Origin of the sequence: Bartonella sp. HY038 (assembly GCF_014117425.1) — a bacterium.
Lineage (GTDB): Bacteria > Pseudomonadota > Alphaproteobacteria > Rhizobiales > Rhizobiaceae > HY038.
Genome location: NZ_CP059725.1, coordinates 1,665,950 through 1,685,463, shown reverse-complemented (window position 1 = coordinate 1,685,463; position 19,514 = coordinate 1,665,950). Strand labels below are relative to the sequence as shown.

Genomic DNA, 19,514 nt, shown 5'->3' with positions numbered 1-19,514 from the left:
GATATTAAAAACAATTTTATGGTAATTTTCTTAAAAAATTGGCATTTACAACCATATCAAAATAGATTGTAGGCAATAAAACCTCTGCAACACCATATAAATAATTATAAATTTTTTTCATCATATGATAAAATTCTTCATAGGTGTAATCAACAGAATATAAAAATTTATCAGGCTCAAATAATTCCGTTTTCAATACAGTTACTTTATCGCCATTATAGCTAAAATTAAAACGACAATTTTCATCCGTTTCACCTAATTCTAAATTGTAAGAAAAGTTTTCTTTTGAAATAATCTTATTAATTTCATCATAACTATCAAGAACAAAAAAGTCTAAAGCTGTCCCTGGATAATAGAATTCATCGTTTTCAAAAGGCGAGTAAAATAAGCACTTTTTTTGACGTTCTAAATATCGGCATATGTCATAAATTGCTGCGACTTCCTCACCTTCTGTTTCATATAATTCTTGATTAATATATTGGTTAGAAAATATGACCTTGTCCTGTGTTGTTATTGGTTCCAATGGTTTTATATCAAATAAAATCTTCGTCATTAAAATTTCCTTGATCCATTTTGATATTCAAAGGATGTTTAACCTTCACTCTGTATAGGTTATTTAAAATAGTAGCAGTTTTATCATTGCTTTTAAATATCCTAATAAATTGCCGCCATGCCCAAATTTTTCATAGATAGCGGCTCTAAAGTAATACTGTAAAAGGTCTAAATCTATTGGGTTTTCTTTTACGTGTTCAAATATGATATAGGAAAGTAGTTTGGGGCTCATAATTTTTATAAATTGCCTTATAAAAAATAGTCGCAGTGAACAAATGAAATGAATAACTTGGCTAATTTGATTTTTAATTCTTTTTTCCAAGATCTATGAGCTACTAATATTATTCCATATGATGGATTTGTTAAATAATTTGGCGTGCTAAAATCAAAACCATCAGATTGTTTTTTAAATAATCAAAAGCTTCCCAATAGTCATCTTGCGTAGCCTTTCGGCCACTCAATAGATTTCTGCTCTTATGGAAATTTCTATTTTTGTACGCGGTGTTGATCTCAATTTATTTCATTGAAAGGTAGGCTTTTCGCATTTCAATGGTCTTGCGCATTTTTTCCGTTACGACTGTTGCTCTAAAAAATGGGACGTATTTTTGTGGGCTGTTGAAGCGATTGCATTCACTAATTAGCAGTCGATAGCGAAGCTGGTCTTCTTTACCTTTTATCTGCCATTCGCCATAGGTAAGGGTAACAGTAGGTCCATCAATTAAAAAGCTCGCTTGTGTCATATCCGTTTGACCTGTTTTAAAAACATAGCCAGCGTCATGAAACGAATTATTGATAGTTTGGGCTAGGATCTTAACGTCATCAAAGCTTAAGCCCAATAAAGAAAATTGTGCCATTAGCTCGACGATCTGATTATCTGCAATACTTATCGCGCAATGGGGCGCTGTGGGCAGTGATACAATGCCTAAATCTAGTAATTGAATGACATAACCAAGTGGATTTCTACCTGAACCATTACCAGCACTATAAACAGCCGATTTTTCGGTGTTTTCCTGAGGATCGTCATCATCAAATGATCGAAATTTGTCGCTTATGTGTTGAGGAGGGAGGTCATTAATAGTTAGGAAATCTTGTGTTGATTGCCGTAAAGCGGTTTTAAATATCTGGATATCCTTTGTCATAAATCTTCTCTTGTTGATTAAATATCATGTCGATATCAATGGTTTGAGTTTTTGAAATGTATTGGCCTTGTTTTTCTTGTCATTGTAATATGAAAAGCAAATTTCATCTAAATCAAGGCATATATTATCTTCTATTTCTTTGAAGTAATCGAGGTAGTCATCTACAAGTATGTATTGATCTGTAAGTCCGCTTTGAATTGTTTCTTTTGTTGTAAAAAATTGCTGGTATATAGCCATATAACGCATATAAAGAGGCTCTGGCATTTGATTGATGTTAAAAGACCTATCAAGTTGTTTACGTTTTTCTATTCTTACCTCATCGCTTATTTCGCCTAAGTGATATTTTATTATAACATCAATATATGCCAATAGATCTTTGGGAAACAAATAAGATGTTCTAACAATCATCATTAAGAAGATGGTTTGTACGTCATCCATCGAATAGCTTAAGTCATCTTCCGGACATTTTAAGCCATTTAAGATCGCGCCTTTAAATATAATCTCGTCTAACTCGTCGCTGTCAATATTGCTTAAATTATATTTCATAGCTTTTTCTTTTGTTGCGTGTTTTTCGAATATATTTTTATAACGATATAATCAAAATTAAAATTATTCTTTTATAATATACCGATCATATCGTGTTTTATATTTTTTCAATTTTTTATGGAAATCTAATTTTTCTAAAATTTCTTCACGCGCTATGGTTGATATTTCATAAATATTTAAAGGATCATTATTTTTAAATGTTTCGCAGCGCGCAATAGTCTCATCTATTTCAATAAGTCTTTTTTGCAAATATTCAGGATAGTCTTGATATGCAGGCATAGGGACGGGATCTAAATATGGATAAAAACTAGTTACACTCTGAAAGCTTTTATAAATAGAAGCTGATAGACATTTTATGGTTAGGCTAGTATCCTTATTGGCGAGCTTTACTATAATATGTTCTTCAAATTTTTGAACTTTAATATAGTCAATTCCATTGAGAGTTGGCGTGCCATTAATTTCCTCAACGCACTTAAACCATATATCATAATTTTCAACTTCTTCATGATTTTTATTAATTTCAAAGCCTTTGATAAGGTAAGTTCCTGCCATTGCTATATTAATGTAATATATAAAAAAATTAAAATGAGAGTTTAAGGGGTAAATACCGTTAAATGGTGAATCAACTATTTGTTTCGCATCAATAATCAGCGTGGCTTGCTTATTTGACATATTTAAATCAAAATGGGTTTGCACCCAATTCCCTTCCTTATAAAATATAACTTGTTGCAGAAAATAGGGCTATTGTTAGTTGCGGTATGATGGAACAAGCTTTATTAATTTTTGTATTCTAGGGACAGTATTTTTCTGCTTAATTGATGTAAATTTTCTATATCTAATAATAAGGCTTGCTAAAGTGAGATTGGCAAATTTTACAGCTACGTTGCGCATAGTCAATATAATAAAACATATGCAAATCTCTCTCTTTTTTTATTTAATATAGATATTAATTCTGTTGACAAAATTACACTATTTAAGGGAGGTTTAATAAATGGATTTTAAGAAATTATTTGATTTTTATAATATAGTTCCTGGAAGGCAGGGAGATCGATATTGGATCTTTCCCTGCTCATATGGCAAAGTACGTTCTGATTATTTAATAGACAAGCTTTTACTTGAAAATGGTATTGCAATAAATTGTATTGCTTTTGGTTTTATAGAAAATTGTTTTTTCAAATATGAAAAATATAAAAATTATGGTCCCGTTGGGCAAACGCTATTTAATGGAGACGAGGTTGCCGATATTGTTGATGATATGGTGGTATTAAAATCCATGTGGCAATCTAATGATTGTTTTTCTAAACAATTAAGCGAAAATTATTTACCTGCTTTTCAAGATATTAAGCTTGATTTTATTAAAAATAATTTTTTAGAGATACGGCAACATTTTCTTTTATTTTTAGATAGGTTTTTAGCCTATTTGAATAACATAATGAACAATAAGCAATATTTATGTGTTGATGGTTTGTAGTTTCAAATGAAATGGCTGTATTTATGTCTTTGTTAGGATTGCCATTATGGTTTAAGCGTTTTTGGTAATGAGCATAATGATCATATCATAGAGCTAAAAGATTGTTTAATTTTTTGATTTGCATATATATGATGCACCGGCTGCGTAATATGAATAAGCACCGCGAAGTTTTAGTAAGATGATAGCTTGTGAGCAAGCATAACAGTAAGCGCGTAAAAAGCGAAAGAAGTGAAAATGACCGAGACAATTGATGAAATTATTGAAAACTTTTCATTCCTAACAGATTGGGAGGATCGTTATCGTTATGTCATTGAACTTGGTCATGAATTATCACCCTATCCAGAAACATCGCGTGATGATGTTCACAAGGTTCCAGGTTGTGTTAGCCAAGTTTGGCTAGACTATAAGGTTGACGGTGAAAATGATCCAGTCATGTATTTTATCGGCGATTCCGATGCGCATATTGTGCGTGGTCTTGTTTATATTTTATTGGCATTATATTCTGGCCATAAGGCTTCAGAAATTTTAGAAATCGATGCTGAAGCATTATTGAAAAAATTGGGCTTGGATGAAAATTTAACGCCGCAACGCTCAAATGGATTGCGCTCTATGGTTGGCCGCGTCCAGCAAGAAGCGCGCTTGCAACTTAAATGATAAACTGCTTGATGGGCTTTGTTCCCATTAAGCGCTTTATGATTTTATTGCATAGGTAAATAGCTAGCAAAGATGATAATGTATACGGGAAAGTCATTAAAATGCTGCGTAAAAAGAGCATTGCTATTGTCGTCTCGCTATACGTAAAATATGTAATAATGCTCATTGAGATGATGAATGAGCTTATAACGACTAATAGGAATTTTGCCAATTTTTTATGCGTACTAAGGTGGTTTAGACGCCAACACCTGTATAGACCTTGTAAAAAAGCAGCAGGCAAACCTAATAAATAAGCGAAACCTATAATTGCTATTAGAAGTTTAATAAATTCTATGTAAAAATCGGGATTAATCAAGGAATAAAGTGTTTCGCTTTTTATAATGCCGAATATGAAGAAAACAACAAAATAAGGTAGCGCCCTAAAAAATGGCCCGATTAACAGATAAGTCAACATTACAATGATAGACTGTTTTTCTGACGGTTGCTTCATAGATTAAAACCATTTACTGTTTTTTCTTGTAAATTATTTATATTTAACAAATCTTTGATTGAGTAGTCATAAAATATTAATAATTTTTGCTCCGCTTGGTAAATTAAAAGAGGCAAAATTAATGACTAAAGATTTATTAATTTTAACGAAAAATCCTCTCGAGGAAATTATAAAAAAGGTTCAAGATTTATGCACTGATATTATACCTGGTGCAGTTCCATATTCTAATTATTTCGTAATTTTGGATAAAGATAATATAAAAAGAACGCTATTTCTTAGTCAAAATGATTTTGATAAATCGGTACCTGAAATTTCAATTAAGCAAGACTTCCGCGATGTTTTATATGTTTATGGAAAAAATGTTTTAAAGGATGATGTAGAACAATATTTTAGTTATTATATGGCATTATTTGGATATGGAGATACCTATTTAGCAAATAAATTTTTATGCCGTTTAGATGATGTAAATATATCAATTAACGTTCCATATATTATTGTATTTGATCAAATCAAAGACCAAGTTATTGCCAGCAATTATGAACTTGATTGGTATGATAATGAAGAAAACTATTGTGTACCGCTAGCTGAAGGATGGGAAGAAAGAGAAGAAGAAATTTTTTGAAATACTAAACTATTCAGTGTCATTCACATTTAGAAATACTCAGCTGGTATTCAAGAAACTGTGATTGAGTAGTCATAAAATATAGATGATTATAGCCCTATTGCTGACACAAGAATGATTCAAGTTTTTGCTAAATCACATTTGTCTCTATTTATTTGATGATTTATAGCTTTTTTAAATTTGAGTCTTTAGGCTGGATTAAAGTGTTGCATATTGGGGTTTAGTTGTGGAATCTGTCTTTATTGTTCTTATTCTTCTTGTTGCGGTCGTGTTAAGCAGTGGTATTTCGCGCGCTTCCCCCATTCCGATTCCCATCCCACTTATTCAAATTGCTGTTGGTTTTTTTATCGCCAGCGTTGCAGATCTTGGCGTTAAGTTGAGACCTGAATTGTTCATGTTTTTGTTTCTACCGCCTTTATTGTTTCTTGATGGTTGGCGCATTCCCAAGGAAGGTTTGCAGCGTGATAAATGGACAATTTTAGCCTTGGCACTTGGCTTGGTGGTTGCAACTGTTATTGGCGCGGGCTTTTTTATCTATTGGCTTATTCCAACAATGCCATTGGCGGTTAGCTTTGCATTGGCGGCGGTTATTTCCCCAACCGATCCAGTAGCTGTTTCAGCCATTGCTAAGCGTGTAGCAGTGCCAAAACGGCTCATGCATATTTTGGAGGGTGAATCGCTCCTAAATGATGCGTCTGGACTTGTTAGCATGCGTTTTGCACTTGACGCGGCAATGTATGGTCTTTTTTCAATTACTGTTGTTATATCAACTTTTTTATGGACGGCAGTCGGTGGCTTGGTAATTGGTGTAGCAACTACCTTTATTATTACAAAGCTCACAAGTTTTTGGACACGAAAATTCGGCGATGAAGCCGGATCTAATGTGTTAGTTAGCCTGCTTATTCCTTTTGCGGCTTATCTATTGGCAGAAGAGGCCCATACATCTGGTATTTTGTCCGCCGTTGCTGCTGGTATTTCAATGAGTTTTACCGAAGATAAGTTGAAAAACCTTGCCGCTATTCGCATACAAAGAAACGCAGTTTGGAATACGGTTCAATTTACTGCAAATGGTATTATTTTTGTATTGCTTGGTGAGCAACTGCCACAAATTATCGCTAGTGCTCATTCAGTTGTTGAGCAAGCTGGGCATGAAAATCCGCTTTGGTTGCTTTTCTATGTAGTGGCTATTAACGCAACTTTGGCAGTTTTACGTTTCATCTGGGTTTGGATTTCTCTAAAGTTTACCTTGGCGCGCGCCCATAAAAAGGGATTAAAGCCTTATGCACCGGGTTGGCGTTTGATTACTGCAACATCTCTTGCGGGTGTTCGTGGAACGGTTACCCTTGCGGGTGTTTTAACATTTCCTTTGTTCTTGCCAGATAATTCCCCATTTCCCGGTCGTGAACTAGCCATTTTTCTAGCAGCCGGCGTTATTTTATTATCTTTAATTGTTGCAAGTATCAGCTTGCCTTATTTATTGAATAATATCGAATTGCCACCTGAGCCATCCCATCAAAAAGAAGAAGAAAGGGCGCGCTCCAGTGCGGCAGAAGCAGCCATTAAAGCGGTTGAACAAGCCGTTCATAGCATGAGTGAGGGGCGCAATGATGCCGATCTTTATACGCTTGCTGGATCGCGAGTGATGGAGGGGTATCGTGACCGCTTGGCAGAACTTTCCGCAACCGATGAACAAGTGAATGCGAATTTGCATGCTGCTGAAATTGAGCGAAAATTACGCCTTGTTGCTTTGAAAGCAGAGCGCGAAGTCTATTATAATTATGGCCGCCGCCATCAATTATCCGAAGAAGCAGTCGATAAATTTATTCGTGAGGTTGATCTGCTTGAAACACGCTTTTCTAACGCATGAAGGCCGATATTTGGTTCTAGTTTGAGCATAGGATAATTATATTTCTTATGCCCAAACCATAAATATGTAATTTATGTTGTTAATCGCTGCTTCTAGGATAGCAATAAAAGCCGCATTTAATATGCTTGAGCTATTGAATAGGGCGATTAAAGAAGATCACCACTAATTTGTGTGTGAAAAAAATCAAATTTTTAGGCATTCAAGCGGATTTTCAATTGATTTATGCTAATTTTTTGATCAAAAGATGCTTTTTTCCACATGTTGCATAAAAAAATTACCGCAATGACTAAAATTTGTACTGCTTATAATTTGTGCAACTTTTCTAAAAACTCATCATTAAACAATCAAAATGTGAGCGAAATTTGCACCGTGCCGTCAAAAATGCGCGCTAATCGCATAAATAATAGACGATCGTCAAAAATATGATGATTTTTTTTGCAATAAATGCCCGCCTTTTAAGCAATAAAATTACCCAATTTGCATAAATAGTTTTCATTAAGTACTTGAAGAGTTCTAATTTTTCTGTCATTAATAGGACAGTATTGCTGTCATAAGTGACAAAAAGCATATTTGGTAAGAGCAATTGGCACTTGGGGGCGAGTATATTATCTTTTTGAATTGTAAAGAAAATTCAGCAAAACAATAAGTTTAAGCCACTATTTTTATGAAAAGCAAGCATATGAATAATCCGTTCCTTTGAATTGTTAAAAAATAGGAACATGTTTAAAGAAAGGCTTCACGATGACGCAGTTTACGCCATCCTCTTCAAATGGTTTTTCCAGTTCTGTTTTAGCCAAAACAGCACAAAAAAAAACCACGAAGCCTTTCGGTTTTCCAGATGTGCAAGGTCTTTATAATCCGATTAATGAGCGCGATGCGTGCGGTGTGGGTTTTATCGCCCATTTAAAGAACCAAAAAAGCCATAAGATTATTGAAGATGGGTTGTTTATTCTTGAAAATTTGACCCATCGTGGCGCAGTTGGTGCTGACCCATTAATGGGCGATGGTGCTGGCATATTGGTGCAAATACCAGACCGCTTTTTTCGTGAGGAAATGGCGCTGCAAGATGTAACTTTGCCGGAAATAGGGCAATATGGTGTCGGTCATATTTTTATGCCGCAAGATGCAGCCATGCGCGCCCATATTGAAAATATCATTCGTGAAGTAATTACTGCTGAAGGGCAGCAATTTATAGCGTTTCGTGATGTACCGGTTGATAACGCATCCCTATCTAAAGCCGCCGCAATTGTTGCGACTGAGCCAGTTCACCGTCAGGTTTTCATTGGTCGCAATGCCAATTTAACCACCCAGGATGATTTTGAACGCCGTCTATTTGTTTTGCGTAAAGTTATTTCAAACCGCATTTTTGACGAGACAGAAGGGCGTGATGATGGTTTTTATATCGCTTCGCTTTCATCTCGTACCATTGTTTATAAAGGCATGTTCCTTGCCTATCAAGTTGGTGCTTATTATAAGGATTTGAAAGATAAGCGTTTTGAAAGTGCCTTGGCTTTGGTGCATCAGCGCTTTTCAACCAATACTTTTCCATCTTGGAAGCTTGCGCACCCTTTCCGTATGGTTGCCCATAATGGTGAAATTAATACTGTGCGCGGCAATGTTAACTGGATGGCAGCGCGCCAAGCATCGGTTGATTCAGAATTATTTGGCAATGATATTTCTAAGCTTTGGCCAATTTCTTATGAAGGTCAATCCGATACTGCTTGTTTTGATAATGCCTTAGAGTTTTTGGTGCAAGGTGGCTATTCCGTTGCTCATGCCATGATGATGTTAGTGCCAGAAGCTTGGGCTGGCAATGCACTTATGGGGGATGAACGGCGCGCATTTTATGAATATCATGCGGCGTTAATGGAACCTTGGGACGGACCTGCTGCGGTTATTTTTACCGATGGTCGCCAAATTGGTGCAACCCTTGATCGTAATGGTTTACGCCCAGCGCGCTATATTGTCACCGATGATGATTTTGTCATTGCCGCTTCTGAAGCTGGAGTGCTGCCAGTAGCTGAGGAAAAAGTCGTGCGTAAATGGCGTTTGCAGCCTGGTCGCATGTTGCTGCTTGATCTTGAGGAAGGCCGCATTATTTCTGACGAGGAAGTAAAGTCTGAAATAGCAACACGTCACCCCTATCAAAAGTGGTTGGATAACACCCAGCTTATTCTGGAAGAGCTAAGTCCGGTTGAGCCGCGCTCACTGCGCAAAGATGTGACATTGCTTAACCGCCAGCAGGTTTTTGGCTATACGCAAGAAGATACCAAGCTATTATTGTCGCCTATGGCAACCACGGGGCAAGAAGCTGTTGGTTCAATGGGAACCGATACGCCAATTTCGGCCATGTCGGAAAAGTCAAAATTGCTTTATACTTATTTTAAACAAAACTTTGCCCAAGTGACCAATCCGCCAATTGATCCAATCCGTGAAGAATTGGTAATGAGCCTTGTGTCTTTCATAGGGCCGCGTCCTAATATTTTTGATCTTGTTGGCACATCGCGCCGCAAGCGTTTAGAAGTGCGCCAGCCTATCTTGACCAATGGCGATTTGGAAAAAATTCGCGCTATTGGCCAAACGGAAGACCGTTTTGATACCAAAACACTTGATATGACCTATGCGGCTGAAGAAGGTGCAAATGGCATGGAGGGTGCCGTTAGCCGCCTTTGCGAACGTGCCGAGGCTGCGGTGCATGGTGGCTATAACATCATTATTCTTTCTGATCGCCAAGTTGGGCCAGATCGTATTCCTATTCCAGCACTGCTCGCAACGGCATCGGTGCATCATCATCTTATCCGCCGTGGTTTACGTACCTCGGTTGGTTTGGTGGTTGAATCGGGTGAACCGCGCGAAATTCATCATTTTTGCTGTCTTGCGGGTTTTGGTGCTGAAGCAATTAATCCTTACCTTGCTTTTGATACACTCATTGATATGTATCGGCGCGGTGAATTTCCAGTAGAAGTAAGCGATGATGAAGTTGTTTATCGTTTTATTAAGTCTATTGGTAAGGGCATGCTTAAAGTTATGTCAAAAATGGGCATTTCTACTTATCAATCCTATTGTGGTGCACAAATTTTTGATGCAATTGGTCTAAAGCAATCCTTTGTTGATCGTTTTTTCACTGGTACAGCAACAACTATTGAAGGCATTGATCTTGGGGAAGTTGCCCAAGAAAGCGCGCTTCGCCATAAGGGGGCATTTGGCAATGACCCAGTGTTGAAGAATTTTCTCGATGTGGGCGGTGAATATGTTTACCGTATGCGCGGTGAAGAACATGCATGGACACCCGATGCAATTGCCGAATTGCAGCACTCTGTGCGCACAACTAGCCCAGAATTGTTTAAAGCCTATTGCGAACGTATTGATGGTGAAAGCGCAAGAAACAGAAATATTCGCGGTCTTTTCCATATTAAGCTCGCAAGCGAGCGCGGTTTAGAACCTGTTGCTCTTGATGAGGTTGAGCCTGCAATTGATATTGTAAAACGCTTTTCAACCGGTGCAATGTCCTTTGGCTCTATTTCGCGTGAAGCCCATACTACTCTTGCTATTGCCATGAACCGCATTGGCGCCAAATCTAATACTGGCGAGGGCGGTGAGGAGCCAGATCGGCTTTATCCATTGCCTGATGGTACGCCAAATCCTGAGCGTTCTGCGATCAAGCAGGTGGCATCTGGCCGCTTTGGTGTGACTACTGAATATCTTGTCAATGCTGATATGATCCAGATTAAGGTGGCACAAGGTGCAAAGCCGGGCGAGGGCGGGCAGCTTCCTGGCCATAAGGTTGATGCAACCATTGCTAAAACCCGTCACTCAACCCCGCGCGTTGGACTTATTTCGCCGCCGCCGCACCATGATATTTATTCGATTGAAGATTTGGCACAGCTTATTTATGACGTTAAAAACGTTAATCCTGCGGCTGATATTTCAGTAAAATTGGTGTCTGAGGTCGGGGTTGGTACGGTTGCTGCTGGTGTTGCTAAGGCAAGAGCGGATCATATTACCGTGTCAGGCTATGATGGTGGTACAGGTGCTGCACCATTAACATCGCTGAAACATGCTGGTAGCCCTTGGGAAATTGGTCTTGCTGAAACGCAGCAAACCCTTATTTTAAACGGTCTTCGTTCACGCATTGCTTTGCAAGTTGATGGTGGTTTGCGTACGGGGCGCGATGTGATTATTGGTGCTTTGCTTGGTGCTGACGAATTTGGTTTTGCCACTGCGCCACTTATCGCTGCTGGTTGTGTCATGATGCGTAAGTGCCATTTAAATACCTGCCCAGTTGGTGTTGCTACCCAAGATCCGGTTTTGCGTAAGCGCTTTAAGGGCACGCCTGAACATGTGATTAACTTTTTCTTTTTCTTGGCTGAAGAAGTACGGGGTTTCTTGGCTGCGATGGGGTATCGTCATTTAGATGATATTATTGGCCAGTCTGATCTATTGGATAAAACAGCATTAGTGGATCATTGGAAGGCTAAAGGCTTAGATTTTTCCAAAATGTTCCATATGCCAGAAGCTAAGAAAGAAGATACTTATCATACGCAATTGCAGCACCATCCGATTGATGATGTTCTTGACCGTAAATTAATCAAGCTTGCCGAGCCTGCATTGGAACGGCGCGAAAAGGTCGAAATTGAAACGATCATTCGCAATGTTGATCGCTCCGCAGGTGCTATGCTTTCAGGCGAGTTGGTAAAGCGTTATCGTCATCGCGGTCTTCCAGATAATACAATTACGGCTCGTTTTTTTGGCACGGCTGGGCAATCATTTGGTGCGTTTTTATCCAAAGGTATTACATTTGAACTTATTGGCGATGGTAATGATTATGTGGGTAAAGGCTTGTCAGGCGGCCGCATTATCATCAGACCATCAGATGATTCCAAAATCATAGCCGAGGATTCAATCATCGTCGGCAATACAGTTCTATATGGCGGCATTGAAGGTGAATGCTATTTCCGCGGTGTTGCTGGTGAGCGGTTTGCGGTGCGCAATTCTGGTGTTGCTGCTGTTGTTGAAGGCGTTGGTGATCACGGCTGTGAATATATGACTGGCGGTGTTGTGGTTGTTATTGGCCAAACAGGGCGTAACTTTGCTGCTGGCATGTCGGGCGGCGTTGCTTATGTGCTTGACGAGGCTGGAGATTTCTCACGCCGCTGCAATATGGCGATGGTTGAATTAGAACCAGTACCAGAAGAAGATGATATGCTTGAAAAGCTGCATCATCGCGGTGGCGACCTTATGCATAAGGGGCGTGTCGATGTATCGGCTAATATGACGCGTCATGACGAAGAGCGTTTGATGCAAATGATAGCTAATCATCACCATTATACTGGCTCAACGCGGGCAAAACAAATTTTGGATAATTGGGAAATTTTTAGACCCCAATTTGTAAAAGTTATGCCTGTTGAATATCGCCGTGCATTGGAAGAAATGGAAATTTTGCGTGTGGGCACAGCAGCCGAATAGACTGCTTTTAACGGGATTGCGCGGCAAATAATCGCGCAGCCCATCGCCTTATGCAGATTAAAGAAAGATAAAACATTATGGGAAAAGTTACCGGTTTTCTTGAAATTGACCGCCAGTCGCAAAAATATCAACCAGCGGCGGATCGTATTCGCCATTTTCGCGAATTTGCCATTCCATTAAGTTCAGATGAAGTAAAGAAACAGGCTGCCCGTTGTATGGATTGTGGCGTGCCTTATTGTCATGGGCCAACAGGCTGCCCTGTCCATAACCAGATCCCAGATTGGAATGATCTAACCTATAATGGTCGTTGGGAGGAAGCTATCCGCAATCTTCTCACTACCAATAATTTTCCAGAATTTACGGGCCGTATTTGCCCCGCTCCATGCGAGGAATCTTGCACGCTTAATTTGGAAGATGCGCCAGTTAATATTAAAACAATTGAACAGGCGCTTGCTGATAAGGCTTATGAACTTGGCTTTTTAGATCCGCAACCTGCGGCCATGCGGACAGGTAAAAGCGTTGCTATTATCGGTTCTGGTCCATCAGGAATGGCAGCAGCTCAACAATTGGCTCGCGCTGGTCACAATGTTGATGTTTATGAGCGTGAAAGCCGTCCAGGAGGCTTGCTGCGCTATGGTATTCCTGATTTCAAGATGGAAAAAACGTTAATTGATCGCCGTTTGGATCAATTAAAGGGCGAGGGGGTAACCTTTCATTGCGGTGTCAATATTGGTGTCAATAAGCCCGCTAAGGAGTTGCTCGATGAATATGATGCGGTCCTTTATTGCGGTGGTTCTGAAACGCCGCGCCCTGCAGGTATTCCAGGTTCAGAATTTTATGGCGTTCATGATGCTATGAATTATCTAGTCCAACAAAATCGCCGTGTTGGTCGCGAAAATATCGATTCTGTTGGCTGGCCATCGCCTGCTATTGTCGCTGACGGTATGCATGTGGTTGTTGTTGGTGGTGGTGATACCGCATCAGATTGCGTTGGGACTGCATTTCGCCAAGGTGCAGTTAAAGTAACGCAGTTGGATATTCGTCCGCAACCTCCTGAAAAAGAGGATAAGCTAGCTGTGTGGCCTTATTGGGCAACCAAAATGCGCACCTCAACTAGCCAGTCTGAAGGAGCTATTCGCGAGTTTCAGGTGGCAACGCTTGAATTTATTGGTGAAGAAGGCAATTTAACCCATGTTAAATGCTGCCATGTAGATGAAAAGCGCAAGCCCATTGTTGGAACCGAGTTTTTTATCCGCGCTGACCTTGCGTTCATTGCTATTGGCTTTTCTGGTCCTTATCAAAAAGGCGTGCTTGACGAATTTGGTGATGCATTAAATATTAATGTTGACCGCCGTGGCAGTAGTTCGGTTAATGCGAATGACCGCGATTATCAAACAAGTATTGATAAGCTTTTTGCTGCAGGTGATGTGCGCCGTGGTCAATCCTTGGTGGTTTGGGCTATTCGTGAAGGGCGCCAAGCTGCCCACGCAATTGATAAATACCTTATGGGGTCAACTTTATTGCCTCGTTAGGTGACTAAAAAAGCGCATCTAACCGTCTTTTTAGATGCGCTTTTGGAAAATGATAGATCGTTTTATGCGCTAAACCTCCACTTGTATTAAGGTGCTTGAGGTTTTTCTTGTTTACTGCGTTATCTTTGCCAAATCGGTGGGGCAGCCATGCAAATTTAGCTCTACTCAAAATTGAACGATAGGCCTATATATTACCTAACAAAGCAATAAAGCATAATAAACAATATCTAGGTGATAAAAATGAATTTGGTACGCTCTTTCAATAACTGGCGTAGTTACCGCACAACGGTTAACGAGTTAAGCCGTCTTTCTAATCGTGAGCTTAATGATCTTGGCATCAATCGCGCTGAGATTCCATCAATTGCTCGTCGCGCAACACGTTAATTAAAGTTTAATTAAAGCGCTCGCTTATGAGTTGAGAGCTTGTTAAATGCAATACAAACATTAAATTGATGTTTGAGAGTTTTTTCAGGGCTTATCTCCTCCTCCCAAGCCCTGAAAATTTTGGAAGACCGACATCTCCTCCTCCTCCCAGTCGGTTTTCAATTCAAACACCTGCTGCACCTCCTCCCGCAGCAGGTGTTTTTTTATGCGCAAAATTTATTTTGGTAGAAAGCATAATAGCGGCAGATTTAAATTTTTGGCTTTTACCTCTGCATGGTGATGCTACATGTTTGTTTAATATACAAGTTGGGTTTAGTTTTTATCTAAATATAATTAACCCAAAAATTTCTAGATTTTGTTATAGGAGGAGGCAATATGCAAATACCAAAATCACTTTTTGATCGTGATTTTGCCGCAATTCAAAATAGTTATCTATTGGGTATATACAGAGTGACGCGCATATAGATTAAGCTTCGTCTTATATAAATTTGAAGAGCAAAAAATTATACCAAATATCTTGCGATAATATAGATAAATAAGGATTTTTCGCTTTTACTATCCACCTCTATAATATTTCAATGCGGTCTTAACGATAAGAGCGGTAAGGATGTAGGTCGTGTTTATCGACGTATTTTCACTAAGAGCATAATTAAATGCTTTTCAATTGCACAAAAGTTATTTGGTGCAAAATTCATAATATTGCTATACCAAAAGTAAATAGCCTGTTTTGGAAGAAGCTGGATTCCCACAACACAAAAATATGTTAAATATTAAATAAATGCAATTTTATCTATAGCTCATATATGGTTTATTTTTGTTAGCATTGATGTTTTACGTAGTGCTTCCTATTTCCAAGGACTCGCAATTTGCCGCAAAAAGGTGATAGATCTGCCGTAAAGATATCGTTACTTTCTTAGCTTTTAATTCGCAAAATAAAAGATTTAAATATGACGCAAATAAATTATATCGCAATCGAAAGCTCTAGTGATGCTCGTATCGCCTCCTATACAAATATCAAAGAAAGGGATCTTGTTGGTCGCAATGATCTTTTTATTGCTGAGGGGCGTGTTGTCTTAAATGTTTTATTAAACTCACCGATTTTTGAGGCACAATCAATTCTTATTGCGCAGAATCGTTTAAACGGGCTTATATCTTTATTAGAAAGCAACACAGTTCAATGTCCAATTTATGTGGCAAGCCAAGATGTTATTGATGCAATTGCAGGCTTTCACCTTCATCGCGGTATTTTAGCTATAGGACAGCGAAAACGCCCCGCAATACTTGATGAATTTATGGAAAATTTACCAGAACAATCGTTGCTGGTGCTTTTATGTGGTATTTCTAACCATGATAATATTGGTGGTATTTTTAGAAATAGCGCGGCCTTTGGAGCTGATGGTGTTGTTTTAGATGAAACTTGTTGTGATCCGCTTTATCGCAAGGCCATCCGAGTGTCGGTTGGAGCTGCGCTTAAAGTGCCACATATTAAAAGCGGTAATATTTTTAATATCATTGATCGGGTGCAAAATGCTGGCTTTGAGGTTTTTGCTTTTAGCCCATCATCTCATCAAAAATTATTAAATAGTCAGCCGGCAAAGCGGACTGCTTTGCTATTTGGTACCGAGGGCGAGGGGCTGCCTAACCAAATATTGCAACAATTTAACACGTTAAGAATACCAATGGCCGCTGATTTCGATAGCCTAAATGTTGCAACGGCAGCAGCTATTGCCCTATCGCATTTTGCAATAGCTGAGCGCATTTTCTAGTAAAGTTATTTTAAATGCTGCTTATGGCAAATGCTGACTTGAAATCTGGCGCTTTAGCACAAAATTTTTGCAAATTTAAAAAAGATATCCACATTTTGTAAAAAAATTGAATTTTTTCTAAAATACGACTTGCGGTTTTTAAAATCTGTGTTTATAAGCGCAATCACTGCTTGGGCGCCCATCGTCTAGCGGTTAGGACGCCGCCCTTTCACGGCGGAAACAGGGGTTCGATTCCCCTTGGGCGTACCACTTAATTCTTTGTTTTACATTGGCTTATGTTATTTGCTTTTTTAAAAGCACAGCATTTGTTAACCGGCAATTGCTACTCTCCATAAAGAGTAATTTTAAATATCATTTGCACTAAAATTCTATGCTTATTTTTTTACTTATGATATGAAATATTGGCTTTAACAGATGTAAGTCGTGTTATGTCATTTGTTTTTAATTTATTATAATGCAGTAAGGTGGTTTTTAAAGTGCAGCCTGACAAACATAAAAAGTTTGGTTTTACACCTCTTGCTGATACTGCATCGCCTTTGATTGACCCATTATTACGTAAAAGGGCAGGAATTGGTATAGAACTGATTGAGGCCTGGTCGCAAATTGTTGGCGATGATATAGCAAATAACTGCTTGCCATTAAAAATTAATTGGCGGCGGCGTGTTTCCCAATATGATTCTTATGAGCCTGCAACGCTATTGGTAGCTTGTGAAGGCTTTTCTGCAATGTCCATTCAACACCAAAGCATGGAAATTATCCAAAAGGTCAATGCTTTCTTTGGCTTTCATGCGATAGATCGTTTGAAAATTGAACAAAAGCCGGTTTCGTCTTTTAAAAAGAGACAGCTTCCTCCTAAAATTATTGACAAGGCTTGTATTGCGAAAGTGGAAAAAAATACGGCGGATATTGGTTCGGACCGATTGCGTAAATGCCTCACCGAGCTTGGCTGCCACATATTATCAAAGGGTGCTAACGCAAAATAGTCACAATAAGCGCTTAACCGTACTTCAGTCGCTTTTTGCTAAATTTTTTTTAATAAAATAGCATGTGACACAATGAATAAAACTGCTAAGGTGGGTAATAGTTAGGGACACTTATTAGGTTGATGGCTTTCTATTGTCCTGTTCTATTTGACAGTTAGTTTATCAACTAGTGCTTGACGCTATAGGCAAGCAAGTTAAATTGCGTTTTACAAGGCTTAGATTATTATCGGTACAAGCTTTGAATATATTTAAAGGGAAGTCATATGGCCATTATTAACACAAAAAAACATCTCCTTTCACTTGTTGCTGCAACAGCTATCTTTTTAGGTGGTGTAAGTGGTTTTGCTTTTGCACAAAGTGCAACAGATCAGCAACCTGCGCAAAAGCCATTAATCCATGTCGCTGCTGAAGAATTGCTAAAGCCAGGTGCGATGAAGGATATGGTTGAGGGTGATGAAAATGCGCCAATCACTATCGTTGAATATGCATCGTTGACTTGCAGCCATTGCGCGGATTTTGTTGTAAATACTTTGCCACAAATTCGCGAAAAATATATCAATACTGGTAAAGCACGTATCGTTTTTCGCGAATTTGCTTTTGACGAACGTGCTGCAGCAGGTTTCTTGTTAGCACGTTGCGTGCCTGAAGATCGTTATTTCCCATTCATTCAATTATTGTTTGAAAAGCAAGCCGAATGGGCATTTGTTAAAGACGCTGAAACACCACTTAAGCAGCTTGCTAAGCTTGCTGGTATTGATGATGAAAAGTTCAAAGCCTGTTTAAGCGATCAGAAAGTGCTTGATGGTTTGCAGGCGAATTTAAAACGTGGAAATCAAGAATTTGGTGTCAAGGCAACGCCTACATTCTTTATCAATGGTGATCCAATTGAAGGAAGTTTGAGCTTTGACAAAATGTCAGCTCTTTTAGATTCCAAACTTCAAGAACTTGGTGTGAATGACGCACCAAAGGGTGAAGCACAATAATATCGACGTAATAAGCTAGCTGAAGCATAATTCTGCATACTATTTGAAATCCCGCTATAACACTGCTTATGGCGGGATTTTTATTTTACTAAAAATATCTATACGCTATATAATGGCGTTAGCTATTACAATCTTGTTTAAAGGGTTTTTGAGTATGACACATCCGGTTAAAGGTATTGATCATTGTTATCTTCTTGTAAATGATCTCGAAAAGGCTGCGCAAGATTACAAAAAACTTGGCTTTACATTAAGCCCGCGTGGTTTACACTCTAGCCATATGGGAACTGCCAATTATACAATTATGCTAAGCCATGATTATTTTGAGCTGCTAGGTGTGGTGAGTGAAACACCATTAAGTGATTTGCAGAGCAGAAAGCTTTCCAGCCAAGGCGAAGGTTTACACGCTGTTGTTGGGCGTATTGACAATGCACAACGCGCCCATGACGCTCTAATCGCGCTTGGTATTGATGTTGGCGATGTACAAAGTTTTTCAAGACCAGTTGTTATGGCGAATGGCGAGGAAGATATTGCTGCCTTTGAAACCGTAACGGTCGATCCAAAACATGTCCCCAATGGTATTTTCTTTTTATGTGAGCAAAAAACTAAAAATACAGTTTGGCAACCTCATTTGATGCAGCATGAAAATGGCGCAAAGGCGCTAGGAAAAATTTATATTGTATCTAAAGATCCCCATCATACCGCACAGGCTTATGCTTCATTATTTGCAAATAGTAGTATTGTGCAAGAAGGTGATCTGTTTAAGCTTACAACAGGGGAAAATTCAGCGCAGTTGGTTTTCTTCCCCCCTCATGTGCTAAGCCGTATTTTTGGCCATATTAATTTTGATGATTTACCGCAACAGGCCTATGCAGGTTTTGCTGTTGTGGTTGATAATCTTGGCAAGGTAAAGCAGCTATTGGAAGCGCAAAATATTGTTTGGCATGAAACGCCATATCAAACAATATATATAGATCCACAATATGCCAATGGTGCAATTTTAGAATTTGTTGTGTAATTTTTGTTTATAGCTGCTTGTTTAACGGTTAACAGCCAATAACC

Annotated in this window: 15 protein-coding genes and 1 tRNA gene; 12 read left to right on the top strand and 4 right to left on the bottom strand. The window is 38.8% G+C overall.

Translation table 11 applies throughout. From position 1 onward, the window contains the following. Positions 1–16: 16 nt before the first annotated feature. The 4 genes from H3299_RS07155 to H3299_RS07140 form a co-directional block, all read right to left on the bottom strand. A complete protein-coding gene (locus H3299_RS07155; protein WP_182417018.1) occupies positions 17–553 on the bottom strand; it encodes a hypothetical protein in 537 nt (178 codons plus the stop codon). A 514-nt stretch (positions 554–1,067) separates the two neighbouring features. Further along, complete coding sequence (locus tag H3299_RS07150; protein WP_182419560.1) at positions 1,068–1,691, bottom strand: hypothetical protein; 624 nt, start codon at positions 1,689–1,691, stop codon at positions 1,068–1,070. A 24-nt stretch (positions 1,692–1,715) separates the two neighbouring features. Further along, positions 1,716–2,237: a hypothetical protein gene (locus H3299_RS07145; RefSeq protein WP_182419559.1), complete on the bottom strand. Its 522-nt coding sequence runs from the start codon at positions 2,235–2,237 to the stop codon at positions 1,716–1,718. 63 nt (positions 2,238–2,300) lie between these two features. Then, on the bottom strand, positions 2,301–2,933 hold the full coding sequence (locus H3299_RS07140) for a hypothetical protein (RefSeq protein ID WP_182419558.1): 633 nt from the start codon (positions 2,931–2,933) through the stop codon (positions 2,301–2,303). A 295-nt stretch (positions 2,934–3,228) separates the two neighbouring features. Here H3299_RS07140 and H3299_RS07135 point away from each other — a divergent pair, with 295 nt between their 5' ends. The 12 genes from H3299_RS07135 to H3299_RS07080 all read left to right on the top strand — a co-directional run bounded on the left by H3299_RS07135 (position 3,229) and on the right by H3299_RS07080 (position 19,470). After that, positions 3,229–3,708: a hypothetical protein gene (locus H3299_RS07135; protein ID WP_182419557.1), complete on the top strand. Its 480-nt coding sequence runs from the start codon at positions 3,229–3,231 to the stop codon at positions 3,706–3,708. 234 nt (positions 3,709–3,942) lie between these two features. Further along, positions 3,943–4,362 (top strand): SufE family protein, encoded by a 420-nt coding sequence (locus H3299_RS07130; RefSeq protein ID WP_182419556.1) that lies wholly within the window; start codon positions 3,943–3,945, stop codon positions 4,360–4,362. Positions 4,363–4,973: 611 nt separating this feature from the next. Beyond that, the gene (locus H3299_RS07125) at positions 4,974–5,474 is read left to right on the top strand and encodes a hypothetical protein (RefSeq protein ID WP_182419555.1); all 501 of its coding nucleotides are present in this window, start codon (positions 4,974–4,976) and stop codon (positions 5,472–5,474) included. 226 nt (positions 5,475–5,700) lie between these two features. Beyond that, entirely contained in the window at positions 5,701–7,341 is a 1,641-nt protein-coding gene (locus H3299_RS07120) for a Na+/H+ antiporter (protein WP_182419554.1), read from the top strand. A gap of 741 nt (positions 7,342–8,082) precedes the next feature. Beyond that, positions 8,083–12,807 carry a glutamate synthase large subunit gene (gene gltB, locus H3299_RS07115; RefSeq protein ID WP_182419553.1) on the top strand — a complete coding sequence of 1,575 codons (4,725 nt, stop codon included), beginning with the start codon at positions 8,083–8,085 and terminating at the stop codon, positions 12,805–12,807. Between the two features lie 77 nt (positions 12,808–12,884). Beyond that, positions 12,885–14,339 (top strand): glutamate synthase subunit beta, encoded by a 1,455-nt coding sequence (locus H3299_RS07110; RefSeq protein ID WP_182419552.1) that lies wholly within the window; start codon positions 12,885–12,887, stop codon positions 14,337–14,339. A 240-nt stretch (positions 14,340–14,579) separates the two neighbouring features. Beyond that, positions 14,580–14,723: a DUF1127 domain-containing protein gene (locus H3299_RS07105; protein WP_182419551.1), complete on the top strand. Its 144-nt coding sequence runs from the start codon at positions 14,580–14,582 to the stop codon at positions 14,721–14,723. 947 nt (positions 14,724–15,670) lie between these two features. Further along, on the top strand, positions 15,671–16,489 hold the full coding sequence (locus H3299_RS07100; RefSeq protein WP_371739819.1) for a TrmH family RNA methyltransferase: 819 nt from the start codon (positions 15,671–15,673) through the stop codon (positions 16,487–16,489). A gap of 174 nt (positions 16,490–16,663) precedes the next feature. Further along, positions 16,664–16,738: transfer RNA gene (locus H3299_RS07095), tRNA-Glu, on the top strand. 227 nt (positions 16,739–16,965) lie between these two features. Further along, positions 16,966–17,472 (top strand): DUF721 domain-containing protein, encoded by a 507-nt coding sequence (locus tag H3299_RS07090; protein WP_182419550.1) that lies wholly within the window; start codon positions 16,966–16,968, stop codon positions 17,470–17,472. A 263-nt stretch (positions 17,473–17,735) separates the two neighbouring features. Then, positions 17,736–18,455: a DsbA family protein gene (locus tag H3299_RS07085; RefSeq protein ID WP_182419549.1), complete on the top strand. Its 720-nt coding sequence runs from the start codon at positions 17,736–17,738 to the stop codon at positions 18,453–18,455. A 154-nt stretch (positions 18,456–18,609) separates the two neighbouring features. After that, positions 18,610–19,470: a VOC family protein gene (locus tag H3299_RS07080; RefSeq protein WP_182419548.1), complete on the top strand. Its 861-nt coding sequence runs from the start codon at positions 18,610–18,612 to the stop codon at positions 19,468–19,470. The last annotated feature ends 44 nt before the right edge of the window (positions 19,471–19,514 follow it).